Origin of the sequence: Acinetobacter sp. YH12231 (assembly GCF_013417755.1) — a bacterium.
Taxonomy (GTDB): domain Bacteria; phylum Pseudomonadota; class Gammaproteobacteria; order Pseudomonadales; family Moraxellaceae; genus Acinetobacter; species Acinetobacter amyesii.
The window spans coordinates 55,508-70,117 of sequence record NZ_VPDJ01000011.1 but is presented as its reverse complement, the minus strand read 5'-3'; the positions used below and the strand labels follow the sequence as shown (position 1 = coordinate 70,117).

Sequence of the window (14,610 nt, the reverse complement as noted above, 5' to 3'; positions counted from 1 at the left end):
TTGTCATTATTATGCTCAAAGCAATACAGTTCAAATACATATATTTGTTGTTGAGATAACAACGAATTCATTCAACATTTACCAAAATTCAAAAAACAAATAGGTTCGTTCATGGAAGATCAAAAACACAGTCAACGCATACATGCCTTTAGTTCGGATGTACTCACAGATCTGGATGCTGTGGGGATTGCACAGCTCATCAAATCTAAAGAAGCCTCTGTACAGGAAATAACACAAGCGGCCATTGCACGTGCGGAACAAGTGAACCCGCATCTAAATGCCATTGAATTGGACTGTTTTCAGCGTGCTTTAGAGCAAAATCAATATGTTGAACATGGTCTATTCGCGGGCGTCCCTTTTTTCTTTAAAGATAATCTAGATTATCAAGGATTGCCCTCACGCCATGGTTCAAAGGCCATAGGTTTAAAACCAGCCGATCGTAATCCTCAAATTAGCCAACAAATCTTAGATCAAGGGTTTGTCGTATTAGGAAAATCCAAGCTCCCTGAATTTGGTCTAAATGCCAGCACCGAATATAAAGATGGATCAGCCACCTATAACCCTTGGCATTTAGGTTATTCCTGCGGTGCATCTTCAGGGGGTTCCGCAGCTCTCGTTGCAGCCGGTGTAGTGCCGATTGCCCATGCCAATGATGGCGGTGGTTCGATTCGTATCCCTGCTGCATGCTGCGGTTTGATTGGATTAAAGCCTAGCCGTGGCCGTACTTATGACAGTGAAGCAGCAGGCTCTCTTCCGATTAATATCATCAGTGAAGGTGTCCTAACCCGTAGCATACGAGATACTGCTCATTTCTATGCAGGAATGGAATCAAGTTATTACAATAAAAAGCTGCCACGCATAGGCATGATTCATGGGCCTTCTAAACGTCGATTACGCATCGGTTTAGTCCCGCAATCGATTACAGGGCAAATAGATAGCGAAACAACTGCAACCTTAATGCATAGTGCAGCACTCTTAGAAAAATTAGGCCATCATGTTGAAGAACTTCAGTTACCTTTTTCCTTAAGCTTTGTTGAAGATTTTAGTGAATATTGGGGGATGTTATCCTTTTTACTGAGTACCTTTGGCAAGAAAATCTTTGGCGCTGACTTTAATCCAAAAGAGTTAGATCACTTAACCGTTGGTTTATCGAAGTTGTATAAAAAGAACTTTTATAAAACCCCGCTATTTCTGTATCGATTAAAGAAAATGCAGCAACAATATCGTGAAATCTTTAAGCATTATGACGTTTTGCTATCGCCTGTACTTGCACATACCACACCTAAAATTGGCTATTTGTCACCTCAATTACCGTTTGACCAGTTATTTGAGCGTATACAGAACTATGTGACATTTACACCTATCCAAAATGTGGTGGGTGCGCCGGGTATGTCGATTCCTATGGGAGAAACGCAAAACGACGGACTACCGATCAGTATGCAAATTTCAGCCGATGTCGGTGATGAAAAAACCTTGATCGAACTAGCGTATGAAATTGAAGAAGCTCAGCCATGGCGACGTATTCAAGATATGCCTCGTACTGCTTAACAACTCAATCAAAGATTTAAAAAAAGGGAGCTGATTGGCTCCCTTTTTTATTTTTAAATCCGCAGAATAAGGCTTTTTAAGGGATCACTGTATTTGAATACAAGATGCTTAATTAAAATGATACGTCAGTCCTGCATATACCGCCCGACCTTCACCCGGTGTTAAACGAGCAGGATCTTTGCCGGCATCGTTATAACCCGGTGTGACGGTAGATGCATATTTTTTATTAGCTATATTTCTGAAATCCAACCACGCCATATACTGTTTTTGCGGTTGTATATAACCGAACGATGCTCCCCAAATTTGCCAATCTTTTGTATAGACACTATTGGCATAGTCAGTTGCGACCTTTGTGGCATAAAGTGTATTCACCGCAGTATAAAAGCCTAAAGGATGTTCGTATTTGAGTTCAGCCTGATAGATGTGTTTTGGTATACCTGCCAGCTCATTTTTTCCAAATACCGCATCATTTTTATACCGAAAATCATTCAAGGTATAGGCTTGTTTCAGTTGAACTTGTCCATATACATCATTTTGCCAAAGTAAACTGTTTAAACCGACTTCAATCCCTTGATGAATGGTGTCTGAAGCATTCGATTCGGCAATAATCTTTTTAGGCTCTGATTGGATTTCAACAGCCAACAGTTCATTTTTAACCTGTGAATAGTAATATGCAATATTCCACTCACCTAGTGCATGTTGACCACGCCCACCTAGTTCAAGAGTGTTCGCTGTCTGACTATTCAAATGAATCGGAGCACTTTGGCGTCCCGTTGCTGCGCCACTACCATCGGGGAAGTATTGATCCGAACCCCAAATTAAAGCCCAAGGATGTGGTGCTTCTAAGCTTCGACTGACATTGGCAAAGAGCTGAGTTTCAGGTTGGATTTGATATCGAAAACCAAGCGATGGCAGGACATTCCATTCACGAATATTTTCTTTATGACTTTGCACAGGCCATGTCACTTCACTTTCACGATGGGTGTACGCCAATGCAACTCGACTATCGAGCCAAAACTGTGGGTGTAGTGCCAAGGCATTGGCATAATGTAAAACATAGTCACCACCTTGGTAGGTATAATGCCGCGTTTCTGTATCCGCAGCATAGGCGCCTTGCGCTACACGCAAGCGTTCAACGACCTGACCATCTGGCAAATGCGTGGTACTACGAAAACCTAAAGTATTTTGGCTTTCATGCCCCCATAGCGTTCGGTCAAATTGGTAGTTAAATAAGGTAATGATATCGTCATAGTCAACATCGGTACTATACAAACCTTCTTGCAAATCCATCGGATAATGATGATAGGCCAGCCCCAACTGTAAACGATCGCCCGAGTCCAAAGTCATATTGGTTTTATTCGCCAACCAAAGACTTCCCGGCTGCGGACGATTATTATTCAGCGAGATATTTAGGGCTAATGCTTGTTTTGGATCTTGTTCAATCTGTTGTTGGGTTAGTCGTCCCGGTGTTTGGTGTTCAGTCTCTCGGTAACGCAGATAAAATCGTGTATCTAGGTGAGGATTTAATTGATATCCCACATTGGCCGATATACCTTTACTCTGGCTTGAGGAATGATCTTGAAAACCATCATCATCACTTTGCGTTAATGAAACATAATAGTCTAAGTCACCGATTTGTTGTCCTGAGCTGATTTCACTTTTCTGATAACCGTGGCTACCCATTTCATGATGCACTGACAGTTTTGCTGCATTTTTTCCAGTTGGGCTGGCATAGTTAATTAGACCACCCAAGCTTAATGCGCCACGTGTTAAACCATTAGCCCCCGTAAAACCTCTATATGGTCTACCCACAGCGGCTCAAGCAGTTCATAAGGTGTTCCTCCTGGCCCTGTAAATGGCAAATCATCTAAGGTTACATACAACCCTGAAGCATGCGCCCCCGGTGCACGATTGATCCCCGAGCCACGTATCGACAGTTTCACCCCTTCATTTCCTGAAGATGCCGCGTATATCCCCGGTTGATTTTTAAATAAATCAGCATTTGTTCGCTTGGGTACATCTTGAATGTCTGCTGCAACGATCGCATTGGTTGCACCATTTACTTTGGTCAGTGCTTTTTTTATTTGATCATCCATTGAACTTTGTTCAACGTTGATCGTGATTTCAGGTAATACATTGCTATCTGCAACACTATATGGTGCCATCGCGGTGAGCATCATCAGGCTTAAAAGCTTAAGTGACGTGTTGTTATATTTGGAAAATTGAGGGACATCCATGATTGCGTCTTCTAAGTGAAACGAAATTGACGGCAAGGATTGTAGTATGTTTTATCGTCATGTATGTATCAAAATATTTCAAAATTCATGATTTTTATCAATATCCTTCTTCGTATTTTTATATTCAAATGATTTGTTAAATGAAATAAAACAGATAATTATATTTTTTAGTCAAAAAATAAAAGTTTCTAAATAAGATAAAAGCCCTCAATCGATAAAGATCAAGGGCATGTATGGATTGAGAGCACGAATTGAAAGATTGTCGGAAAGTTAGATGTCAAATCCTGAACATACTTTCAATCACGCTCTCGTTAAATTGATATTGAAATTTCTAAGCCAATTTAAATTAAACAATTCTCTGTAACGACATTAGAAGTTATACATCGCGACTGCATTGATTCTGTTATCTTCACCCTTGGTACTGCCATTTGGTGCAGCGCCAAAAGCTTCACGTTCACCATAGGCATATTCCAGACCTAAACAAATCGGCTTAACAGGGCTATAAAATAAATTTGCCCAAGCTTGCCACAAGTTTTTATTGGTCTTGGTTTTATCGACTAATGAGTTGACATAATCTGCATTATTATCTGCTTTCATATAACCATAGCCCAATGTTCCGCGCCATTGTGCTGAAATTTGTTGAGTTAAACCTACTGTAATCGAGTCAAATTCATTGGTGGCGATGATGTCTTTATCCGCATTGGTCACAAAACCTTGGTTGGTCCATGACACAAAACTACTGTCGCCTTTGACATGGTAATAATCCGCTTTGAGCACTGTTTTATCCGTCAAATCTAGCTTTGCGCCCAGACCAAGTCCCCATGCGGTTTCTGTATCCGTATCCGTTTTCTTTTCAGCACCCATCGCACGTGCGCTCAACATGAGTGTATCTGTCATTTTATGGTTTAACCGCGCTGTTAATGCAGGCAAACGCATATTTGAACTGTCATCCTTAGAATCTTCTGCAGCGAGTACAAGATTTGTCTCTGGACTAAATTTGTGACTATAGCGAACTTGCGGTGTACGTTTAACAGCACCACCGACATAGCCCAATGCATCAATGGTTTCAGGCATATAATCAGGTACAGCAAAGTTAGACCATGTTTGCCCCACCAACCAATCACCATAGGTTAAATAGGCATGACGAATACGTAGTCCATCATTTGCACCCAAAAAGTCGACTTCAATTTTACCACCTACATCTCCCACTTGAGTCGGCGTTTTAAAGTCTAGTCCTAAACGTGTGGCAGCAAGTGTTGCTTTTAAACGATCTGAACTTTCAGCATTCCCTTCTAGCGGAACACTATTCATTTGGTTATACAGGCGAGATAAGCTGCCGCCTTCTGTCTGATAAGATGCATCTGCTCGCACATTGCCATACAAGCTAAACTCAGCGCCCGATTTGGTATTTAAACTCAGGCTCGGTGTTTGAGTCGGTTTTTGATTCTGCGCAGCAACTACAGATCCTTGTTTTACGTCTTTGATTTCACTCGACAAAGTGTTTTGCTGCTGAACATATTGCTGCATCATGGCTTTTAATGCTTTGACTTCATCACGCAACTGTTCAACTTCAGCTTCGCTGACTGCCGCATGTGTCCACATGGGGAACGCGACTGCACAAGCTAGTATCATCGGTTTAATTTTAAAGGTTTTTTTGACTAAATTTAGCTTTTGAGTTTTCATCCTGACCTCGATTTGGGCAATGCCCTTTCCTTATTTTTTGTCACAATTTCCCACTAGCCCTCATGCTGTGCATCAGGGCCTGGAAACTTAAAATTTTGGGGTAATGTTAAATCTTTAAATATCGGCTTAATTCGCTGGATTTTTGATAGCTTGCGTATTGAGTTTTGGCGATTGACCTTGAGTAGATGCCTCTACAGACGCTTGCAAATTCACCATAAAGATCGCCAATGCAGCAATAACACCGGGAATGGCTATCACCAAGAAGTTCATTTGATGCGGCAAATTCATCGTTAACAGTGCCCCTGTAAGCACAGGTCCAACGATTGCACCAATTCGTCCAATACCCGATGCCCAGCCCATACCTGTAGAACGTACCGTGGTTGGGTAGTATTGTGCGACAAAGGTATAAAGTAGGATTTGCGAACCGATGGTAGCTGCGCCTGCTACAGCAATTAAGGTATACAGAACCATTTGCGGACTGTTAAAGCCCAGTAAGATTAAAGCCAATGCGCCACACATGAACATGATGCTTAGTACTTTCTTGATATGGAATCGGTCTGCCAAAGCACCACCACCAATAGCACCTACCATTCCACCAATATTCAGTGCAAAGAGGAAAATCATACTTGCACCTAGCGAATAGCCAGCTTGAATCATCAATTTTGGTAACCAACTTCCAAGTGCATAAACCATCAATAAGCACATGAAAAATGCAATCCAGAACATAAACGTACTGAAACTACGGCCTTGTTGAAATAATGCTTTTAACGGAGCTTTGTCTTCTTCAGAAACCTCATTGAGTACAAATTGAGTATCTGTTGTGAGGACTTGTTCAGGGGCAATTTTAGAGACAATTGTTCGAGTCGTATCTGTTTGATGCTTAGAGGCTAAATACATCAATGATTCAGGGAGGAATTTCCAAATTAAAGGCAGTGCAAGACATGGAATAATCGCAATATAAAACATGATTTTCCAGCCATATACTGGCACTAACCAAGCACCCAATAATGCTGAAGCCATACCACCAATGGCATAACCACTAAACATTAGTGCAACCAAGGTGCTACGTATACGTTTTGGCGCGTATTCTGTCATTAACGCGACCACGTTCGGCATAACGCCACCGATGCCTAGACCGGCAAGAAAGCGTAAAATACCAAACTCAACGGGAGTACTTGCAAAAGCGCCGCAAAAGGTAAAACCACTAAAAATACCGACGCAGATCATAATGGTTTTTTTACGACCAATTTTATCGGACAGTGTGCCAAAACACATGGCACCAAACATCATGCCAAATAAAGCCGTACTTGCCAGTAAGCCGGCTTGTACCGCAGATAATGACCACTCTTGCATCAACAAAGGTAAGGCAACGCCATAGATCACCAAGTCATAACCGTCAAAAATAATAATCAAAAGACACCAAATCAAAACACCCCAATGAAATGGCGTAAATTTGGCTTCATCAACCAAGGTATTAATATTAATTTTCTGGTTTTGCATAGCCCACCTCCTAATTGTGAAGCTTGTAAAATTCGCTTTTCACAATGAATAAGTTGGTGCTTAATGTCCAAAACCGATTAGGCATGTTTGTATACCTAAAAAGTTAAATACAAATTAATCCCTTGATTCCGCTTTATTTAAATAGATCATTTCATAACTGCAGTTCATCTGAACGTCTATCAACACATTACTTAAAACACAGCACGATCATATGGAATCGCTTCTAAATCATACACTTGATAAACACTATCAAATAAACCACGAATATCTTCGCTTTCATCCATATTACGCACAGCCATAAATACAGGGCTAATCGCGGCTTCGTCTAAGATAGGAACAAAGGTTAAATGTGTTAATTGCACACTTTGGGCACTCATTGGGGTGATACAAACCCCTTCGTTCGCCGCAACAAAGCCCAATGCCAGTTGTAATTCACGAACTTCACGTACTTTTTTAGGTTCCAAACCATACTCTGAAAATATGCCACGCACTTGGGTCGAAAAGTTTGGTTTGTTGTGATTTGGATAAAAAATCAATTGCTGATCGATCAGATCTGCAAGATATATACCTTCCTTTTTTTGTGCAAAAGGATGACTGGCATGTAAGGCTACCACTAAGCGTTCTTCACGCAGTAAAACCCGTTTAATTGCAGGGTCTGAAATACGTAAACGCCCAAAGCCGACATCTATACGGCCTTCTTTTAATGCTTTGATTTGTTCAGTGGTGGCCATTTCCTCCATTTCTATTTTTAAATGTGGATGTTGTTGTTTGAATAAATACAAAATATTCGAGAGTAAACCAAACAATAAAGAGCTCACAAAACCGATTGTCACTGTTCTTTCGGTCAAACCGATTCGTTTCGTCATCGATTTAATTTCTTCTGCATTAGACAAAAGTTTTAAAGCATGATGATAAAAAAATTGGCCTGCTTCCGTAGTCTTAAGCGGTCGGCTACCGCGTTCAAATAACTGAATTCCAAGCTCATGTTCCAAATTTTGAATCTGCCGACTCAAAGGTGGTTGAGCTATATATAGTTTTTCTGCCGCTTTGGTAAAACTCTGCTCTTCAACCACTGCGACAAAGTATCTTAAGTGTCTTAGTTCCATGGTTATCGATACCTATTAAGTATAATAAAATGCAAATTTGATCTTCGACGTGAAGATTTTATTCTTTTAAGGTATATCACATAGACAGGATTAAGCAAATTTAATCCCATCCAACAGATCAAAAACATCGTGCAGCCCATTCCCTGAAAGAAACTTCAGCCGCTACATGAAACAACTTAAAAAGTATTGTTAGACAACCAAACAAGGAACGTGGCAGCCAAAGACCTCTTTTATCGAGTGATAGCCACCCATACTTAAATGCATACTTAAGGAGATATAGTATGAACCGTCAAGAGATTGATGTTCTGGTTAAACAAATGAACGTAGATACAGCAACAGGGCCTGTTGACCAACGTGTACAACAAGTTGTGGTACGTTTATTGGGTGATTTATTCCAAGCGATTGAAGATCTAGATATTACTCAAACTGAACTATGGAAAGGTCTAGAGTATTTTACAGATGCGGGTCAAGCGAACGAATTAGGTCTTTTAGCCGCTGGTTTAGGTTTAGAGCACTATCTAGATTTACGTGCCGATGAAGCTGATGCGAAAGCAGGTATTACAGGTGGTACACCACGTACCATTGAAGGCCCTTTATATGTGGCTGGCGCACCTGAATCAGTGGGCTTTGCTCGTATGGATGATGGTACGGAAACCGATAAAATTCCAACTCTGTTTATTGAAGGTACAGTAACAGATACCGAAGGCAACATCATTGAAGGCGCTAAAGTTGAAATTTGGCATGCCAACAGCCTAGGTAACTATTCTTTCTTTGATAAGTCTCAATCTGACTTCAACCTTCGCCGTACCATTCTTTCTGACCAAGACGGTAAATATGTTGCACAAACTACGATGCCCGTTGGTTATGGCTGTCCTCCAGAAGGCACAACCCAATTTGTTTTAGACAAATTAGGCCGTCATGGTAACCGTCCATCACATGTACATTATTTTATCTCTGCACCGGGTTACCGCAAGTTAACCACTCAATTCAACATCGAAGGTGATAAATACCTTTGGGACGACTTTGCCTTTGCAACTCGTGATGGTCTGGTGGCAACTGCTGTTGATATCACAGACGAAGCTGAAATTGCACGTCGTGGTCTAAACCAGCCGTTTAAACACATTAGCTTTAATGTTGAGTTAGTTAAAGAACAAGCTGCAGCACCAAATACTGAAGTTGATCGTCGACGCGCTAGCGCTTAATTACCCACTCAAAGGAAGCCGAGCTGTCTCATCCAAGTTTGACAACTCGGCGACTATCCCCTCATTGGACAGTCGGAGAATGGACATGCCACGTATTCCTGTAATTAACACCAGCCATCTAGATCGTATTGATGAACTTCTTGTCGATAATTTTGACACTGGTGAATTTAAACTGCACCGCTCAGTATTTACCGATCAAGCGTTGTTTGATCTTGAAATGAAATACATTTTTGAAGGTAACTGGGTGTATTTGGCACATGAAAGCCAAATTCCAAATAACAATGATTATTACACAACTCATATTGGTCGCCAGCCGATCATCATTGCACGTAACCGTAATGGTGAACTAAATGCCATGATCAATGCCTGTTCACACCGTGGCGCACAGTTATGTCGTTATAAAAAAGGCAACAAAGCGACCTATACCTGTCCATTCCATGGTTGGACCTTTAATAACTCAGGTAAATTACTCAAAGTTAAAGACCCTGCCGAAGCGGGTTATTCAGATTGCTTTAACCAAGATGGTTCACATGACTTGAAAAAAGTCGCGCGCTTTGAAAGTTATAAAGGCTTTTTATTTGGTAGCTTAAATCCTGATGTGCCAAGCCTTGAAAAATTCTTAGGTGAAACCACCAAAATTATCGACATGATCGAAGGTCAGTCGGAAAATGGTTTAGAAGTTTTACGTGGTTCATCTACCTATACCTATGAAGGTAACTGGAAACTGACAGCTGAAAATGGCGCAGATGGCTATCACGTTTCAGCCGTGCATTGGAACTATGCAGCCACCACACAGCACCGTAAAGAAGCACAAGCAGCGGATAATATTCGTGCTATGAGTGCGGGTTCTTGGGGCAAGCAAGGCGGTGGTTCTTATGGTTTTGACAGTGGTCACATGTTGTTATGGACGCAATGGGCTAACCCAGAAGACCGTCCAAACTTTAGCAAAGCCGATGAATATACCGAAAAATTCGGCGCACCGATGTCGAAATGGATGATCGAGCGTTCACGTAACCTATGTCTTTATCCAAACGTCTATTTGATGGATCAATTCGGTTCACAAATTCGAGTTTTACGCCCGATTTCTGTCAATAAAACTGAAGTCACCATTTACTGTATTGCCCCTGTCGGTGAAGAGCCAGAAGCACGTACACGTCGTATTCGTCAATATGAAGACTTCTTTAATGCTTCAGGCATGGCAACACCTGACGATTTAGAAGAATTCCGTGCCTGCCAAGCAGGTTATGCAGGGATTGAACTGGAATGGAACGACATGTGCCGTGGTTCAAAACACTGGATTCATGGACCGGATGATGCAGCCAATGAAATTGGATTAAAACCGCTATTAAGTGGCATCAAAACCGAAGATGAAGGTCTTTACCTTGCTCAGCATCAATATTGGTTAAAAACCATGAAACATGCCATTGCTGAAGAAAAAGAATTGGCACAACAAGTCGCAAATGAACAAGGAGATGTCGCATGAATGCAACTGCATATTTAGACAGCGTAAGCATTGAAGCTGTATCTCAGTTCCTCTACCGCGAAGCGCGTTTTTTAGATGATGAACAGTGGGATGAATGGCTAGCGTGCTATGCCCCATCTGCTTCATTTTGGATGCCGGCTTGGGATGACGATGACCGCCTAACGGAAGATCCGCAGTCTGAGATTTCTTTGATTTATTATCCAGACCGCCAAGGTTTAGAAGACCGTGTCTTCCGCATTAAAACTGAGCGTTCATCTGCCACGATGCCGGATACACGAACTAGCCATAACATTAATAATGTCGAGATTATTGAACGTGATGGCAACAAAGTAACGGTGCGTTTTAACTGGAACACCTTAAGTTTCCGCTACAAAACCAACTATAGCTACTTTGGCATGTCACGTTATGAAATTGATTTTTCAGGTGAGCAGCCAAAAATCCTCAGCAAATATGTTGTTCTGAAAAACGATTATATCAACCAAGTTATTGATATTTATCACCTCTAAAAGCTTATTTCACTAAGCAAGTTTTTACTTTCAGCCAGAAGGATATTTGGCTGAAAGGACACGTTATACCAGATTTTCAAAAGGATATTCAGCCATGTCAAACCATAATGTTGCACTTCAATTTGAAGATGGCGTTACTCGTTTTATTAGTGTTGCTCAAGGTGAAACCCTATCCGACGCAGCCTATCGTCAAAAAATCAATATCCCTCTAGATTGCCGTGATGGCGCATGTGGGACATGCCGTGCATTTTGTGAGTCGGGAACTTACGACATGCCTGAAGAATCTTATATCGAAGACGCTTTAACCCCCGAAGAAGCTGAGCAAGGTTATATTTTAGCTTGCCAATGTCGTCCAAGTTCAGATGCTGTTTTCCAAATCAGTGCATCATCTGACGTGTGTAAAACTGAAATTCATGAGTTTCAAGGCACATTGTCTCGTGTTGAAAATATGTCGGATTCTACGATTACCTTTGATATTCAACTGGATGAAGGTCAACCTGACATTAACTTCTTGGCAGGTCAATACGTCAATGTCGGCATTCCGGGGACTGAAGAAACTCGTTCGTATTCGTTTAGTTCAAAGCCGGGCAATCGTTTAACAGGCTTCGTGGTTCGTAATGTCCCTGAAGGAAAAATGAGTACCTTCCTGAGTGCCGATGCGAAAGCCGGCGACAAAATGACCTTCAAAGGTCCTTTTGGTAGTTTTTATCTGCGTAATGTCGTCCGCCCTGTGGTCATGCTTGCAGGTGGTACAGGTATTGCACCGTTTATGTCCATGTTACAAGTGCTTGAAGAAAAAGGTTCTGAACAACCTGTTCGTCTTGTATTTGGCGTAACCAATGACTTTGACATCGTGGCAAAAGACAAGCTCGATGAATTACAAAGCGAACTCCCTTGGTTCGAATACCGTACTGTGGTCGCTCACCCTGAGTCACAGCATGAACGTAAAGGCTATGTGACCAGTCATGTTGAAAAAGATTGGTTAAACAACGGCGATGTAGATATTTATCTCTGTGGTCCTGTGCCGATGGTTGAAGCTGTACGTGGCTGGTTAGATACCGAAGGCGTTAAACCTGCAAACTTCTTGTTTGAAAAATTCTCAGCGAATTAAGGGAGAATAGTTTAATGTCAGAACAAGCCAGATTTAGCAATAAAGTTGTCATTGTAACCGGTGCCGCTCAAGGTATCGGTCGTGGAGTCGCACTACAAGTGGCCCGAGAAGGCGCTCAAGTGGTATTGGCAGATCTTTCAGATTTTGTTGAAGATACGCTGAACGATATTCAAGCCCATAATGGCGATGCCATTATTGTTAAAGCCAATCTTGAAACATATTCAGGCGCTCAATTAGTTGCTACCCAAGCCATTAAAAAATATGGCCGAATTGATATCTTGATCAATAACGTCGGAGGTGCGATTTGGATGAAGCCCTTCCAAGAGTTTTCAGAAGAAGAAATCATTAAGGAAGTTAATCGTTCATTATTTCCAACTATGTGGTGCTGCCGAGCCGTGTTACCTGAAATGATTCAAAATCAGCAAGGGACGATTGTAAATGTATCTTCTATTGCAACCCGTGGTATTAACCGTGTGCCATATTCAGCGTCAAAAGGTGGGGTCAATGGCTTAACCGCTGCTCTTGCTTTTGAGCATGCAAAAGATGGTATTCGAGTCAATGCCGTAGCCACAGGTGGCACAGAAGCACCACCACGAAAAGTACCTAGAAACGCCAACCCATTGTCAGATCATGAAAAACAATGGATGCAAGACGTGGTCGATCAAACCATTGACCGCACATTCTTAGGCCGTTATGGCACAATTCAGGAACAAGTCAATGCCATCTTATTTTTGGCATCCGATGATTCATCTTATATGACAGGAACAGTCGTCCCTGTTGGTGGTGGAGATCAAGGTTAATCTCTAAAAATCATTGGTTAAATTCAACAGGCTCATTGACATAGTCGCATGGAGGCAAAAGCGATGGCACCCCTGTTAAAAACATTAAAAGAAGATTGGTCGATCTCAGCGACGGTTGCAGGATTTTTAGCCGTGCTGATTTCATATTCAGGCCCACTAATTATTTTTTTCCAAGCCGCACAAAAAGCTCAAGTTTCCCCAGCCATGATGATTTCATGGATTTGGGGGATTTCTATTGGTGCTGCGCTGGCGGGTATTTATCTCTCTATTAAATATAAAACCCCGGTGATTACCGCGTGGTCAGCGCCCGGTACGGCTCTTTTAGTCACCCTATTTCCGAATATTTCACTGAATGAAGCCATAGCGGCTTATATCACATCCGCTATCGTTATATTTTTGATTGGCATCACCGGCTATTTTGACAAACTCTTAAAATGGATTCCTCAAGATGTCGCTGCGGGAATGATGGCAGGTATTTTATTTCAGTTTGGGCTTGGACTGTTCACTGCTACAGATAGTATGCCGATCATTGTCTTTGGCATGTTATTGGTCTTTCTTTTTTCGAAAAGACTATCGCCACGCTACGCGATGATTTGGGTCTTACTGACTGGAGTCGTTTTGAGTTTTTCATTAGGAAAAATTAATCCTGTTGATGTGAATTTTCAACTCGCTATACCGCAGTTTATTGCCCCAATTTGGACTTGGAACTCAACTTTAAATTTGGCGATTCCCTTAATCTTAGTCAGTCTGAGTGGTCAATTTCTTCCGGGGATGGCGATCATGAAACTCAGTGGATATGACACGCCAGCTAAGCCCATTATTACAGCGACCAGTATTGCCTCGCTCGCTGTAGCATGTGTCGGAGGCATTACTATTGTTTTAGCGTCTATCACCGCAGCCATGTGTATGGGCAAAGATGCACATGAACTTAAAGAAAAACGCTATATAGCCGGTATTGCCAATGGTATTTTTTATATTTTAGGCGGCTTATTTGCAGGCAGCATTGTCATGTTATTTAGCCTATTACCTAAAGAGTTGGTCGCTGCACTTGCAGGTCTAGCGTTATTAGGTGCGATTGGAACAAATATGTCGGTTGCAATGAAAAATGAGGCCAACCGTGATGCAGCGCTGATCACCTTTTTAGCGACAGCCTCAGGTATGCATTTTTTAGGGCTAAGCTCGGTTTTTTGGGGGATTTGTATCGGTGTCGCTGCACATGTCATTTTGACCAAACGAGTAGCCACACAAGCACCGATGACAACGACTCAAGATTCTAAAAGTTCATAATGTCCAAACGCATTGCCAATACAAAGAAGATGGAACACTACATCTTCTTTGTTTAATCGAAAACTCAATTTTTTGATTTTCTTGTCATTTAAACTTAAAAATTCAATATTCGAAATTAAGAGCTCTATAGGATAAAAAAGGGATCAT

Annotated in this window: 12 protein-coding genes; 7 read left to right on the top strand and 5 right to left on the bottom strand. The window is 41.6% G+C overall.

Annotated features, from left to right (window positions below; all coding sequences use genetic code 11):
* The first annotated feature begins 111 nt into the window (after positions 1 to 111).
* Positions 112 to 1,548, top strand: a complete 1,437-nt coding sequence (locus FTV11_RS08450) for an amidase (protein ID WP_180073807.1) — start codon at positions 112 to 114, stop codon at positions 1,546 to 1,548.
* Positions 1,549 to 1,656: 108 nt separating this feature from the next.
* Here the strand turns inward: FTV11_RS08450 and FTV11_RS17105 are convergent, their stop codons facing one another.
* From FTV11_RS17105 to FTV11_RS08430, 5 genes are all read right to left on the bottom strand, one after another.
* Positions 1,657 to 3,360: a TonB-dependent receptor family protein gene (locus FTV11_RS17105; RefSeq protein WP_373685423.1), complete on the bottom strand. Its 1,704-nt coding sequence runs from the start codon at positions 3,358 to 3,360 to the stop codon at positions 1,657 to 1,659.
* A complete protein-coding gene (locus FTV11_RS17100; protein WP_257223212.1) occupies positions 3,318 to 3,785 on the bottom strand; it encodes a Plug domain-containing protein in 468 nt (155 codons plus the stop codon). Before FTV11_RS17100 ends, FTV11_RS17105 begins: the two co-directional genes overlap by 43 nt.
* Before the next feature lie 369 nt (positions 3,786 to 4,154).
* Positions 4,155 to 5,468, bottom strand: a complete 1,314-nt coding sequence (locus FTV11_RS08440) for a DcaP family trimeric outer membrane transporter (protein WP_180073806.1) — start codon at positions 5,466 to 5,468, stop codon at positions 4,155 to 4,157.
* Between the two features lie 126 nt (positions 5,469 to 5,594).
* Positions 5,595 to 6,968, bottom strand: a complete 1,374-nt coding sequence (locus FTV11_RS08435) for an MFS transporter (protein WP_180073805.1) — start codon at positions 6,966 to 6,968, stop codon at positions 5,595 to 5,597.
* A gap of 191 nt (positions 6,969 to 7,159) precedes the next feature.
* Positions 7,160 to 8,074 (bottom strand): LysR family transcriptional regulator, encoded by a 915-nt coding sequence (locus FTV11_RS08430; RefSeq protein ID WP_180073804.1) that lies wholly within the window; start codon positions 8,072 to 8,074, stop codon positions 7,160 to 7,162.
* A 281-nt stretch (positions 8,075 to 8,355) separates the two neighbouring features.
* On the opposite strand from FTV11_RS08430, the gene catA reads away from it, so the two are divergent.
* The 6 genes from catA (at position 8,356) to benE (ending at position 14,463) form a co-directional block, all read left to right on the top strand.
* Positions 8,356 to 9,276 carry a catechol 1,2-dioxygenase gene (catA, locus tag FTV11_RS08425; protein ID WP_078193335.1) on the top strand — a complete coding sequence of 307 codons (921 nt, stop codon included), beginning with the start codon at positions 8,356 to 8,358 and terminating at the stop codon, positions 9,274 to 9,276.
* A gap of 85 nt (positions 9,277 to 9,361) precedes the next feature.
* On the top strand, positions 9,362 to 10,759 hold the full coding sequence (gene benA / locus FTV11_RS08420) for a benzoate 1,2-dioxygenase large subunit (RefSeq protein ID WP_180073803.1): 1,398 nt from the start codon (positions 9,362 to 9,364) through the stop codon (positions 10,757 to 10,759).
* Entirely contained in the window at positions 10,756 to 11,265 is a 510-nt protein-coding gene (gene benB / locus FTV11_RS08415; RefSeq protein ID WP_180022864.1) for a benzoate 1,2-dioxygenase small subunit, read from the top strand. Before benA ends, benB begins: the two co-directional genes overlap by 4 nt.
* 94 nt (positions 11,266 to 11,359) lie before the next feature.
* The gene (gene benC / locus FTV11_RS08410) at positions 11,360 to 12,376 is read left to right on the top strand and encodes a benzoate 1,2-dioxygenase electron transfer component BenC (RefSeq protein ID WP_180073802.1); all 1,017 of its coding nucleotides are present in this window, start codon (positions 11,360 to 11,362) and stop codon (positions 12,374 to 12,376) included.
* A 14-nt stretch (positions 12,377 to 12,390) separates the two neighbouring features.
* On the top strand, positions 12,391 to 13,176 hold the full coding sequence (benD, locus tag FTV11_RS08405; RefSeq protein ID WP_180073801.1) for a benzoate diol dehydrogenase BenD: 786 nt from the start codon (positions 12,391 to 12,393) through the stop codon (positions 13,174 to 13,176).
* 63 nt (positions 13,177 to 13,239) lie between these two features.
* Positions 13,240 to 14,463, top strand: a complete 1,224-nt coding sequence (gene benE, locus FTV11_RS08400) for a benzoate/H(+) symporter BenE (protein ID WP_180059845.1) — start codon at positions 13,240 to 13,242, stop codon at positions 14,461 to 14,463.
* The last annotated feature ends 147 nt before the right edge of the window (positions 14,464 to 14,610 follow it).

Bases quoted from the DNA above. Each gene is read 5' to 3' on its own strand.
- FTV11_RS08450 (WP_180073807.1), top strand. From the start codon at position 112: ATGGAAGATCAAAAACACAGTCAACGCATACATGCCTTTAGTTCGGAT.
- FTV11_RS17100 (WP_257223212.1), bottom strand. From the start codon at position 3,785: ATGGATGTCCCTCAATTTTCCAAATATAACAACACGTCACTTAAGCTT.
- FTV11_RS08440 (WP_180073806.1), bottom strand. From the start codon at position 5,468: ATGAAAACTCAAAAGCTAAATTTAGTCAAAAAAACCTTTAAAATTAAA.
- FTV11_RS08435 (WP_180073805.1), bottom strand. From the start codon at position 6,968: ATGCAAAACCAGAAAATTAATATTAATACCTTGGTTGATGAAGCCAAA.
- FTV11_RS08430 (WP_180073804.1), bottom strand. From the start codon at position 8,074: ATGGAACTAAGACACTTAAGATACTTTGTCGCAGTGGTTGAAGAGCAG.
- catA (WP_078193335.1), top strand. From the start codon at position 8,356: ATGAACCGTCAAGAGATTGATGTTCTGGTTAAACAAATGAACGTAGAT.
- benA (WP_180073803.1), top strand. From the start codon at position 9,362: ATGCCACGTATTCCTGTAATTAACACCAGCCATCTAGATCGTATTGAT.
- benB (WP_180022864.1), top strand. From the start codon at position 10,756: ATGAATGCAACTGCATATTTAGACAGCGTAAGCATTGAAGCTGTATCT.
- benC (WP_180073802.1), top strand. From the start codon at position 11,360: ATGTCAAACCATAATGTTGCACTTCAATTTGAAGATGGCGTTACTCGT.
- benD (WP_180073801.1), top strand. From the start codon at position 12,391: ATGTCAGAACAAGCCAGATTTAGCAATAAAGTTGTCATTGTAACCGGT.
- benE (WP_180059845.1), top strand. From the start codon at position 13,240: ATGGCACCCCTGTTAAAAACATTAAAAGAAGATTGGTCGATCTCAGCG.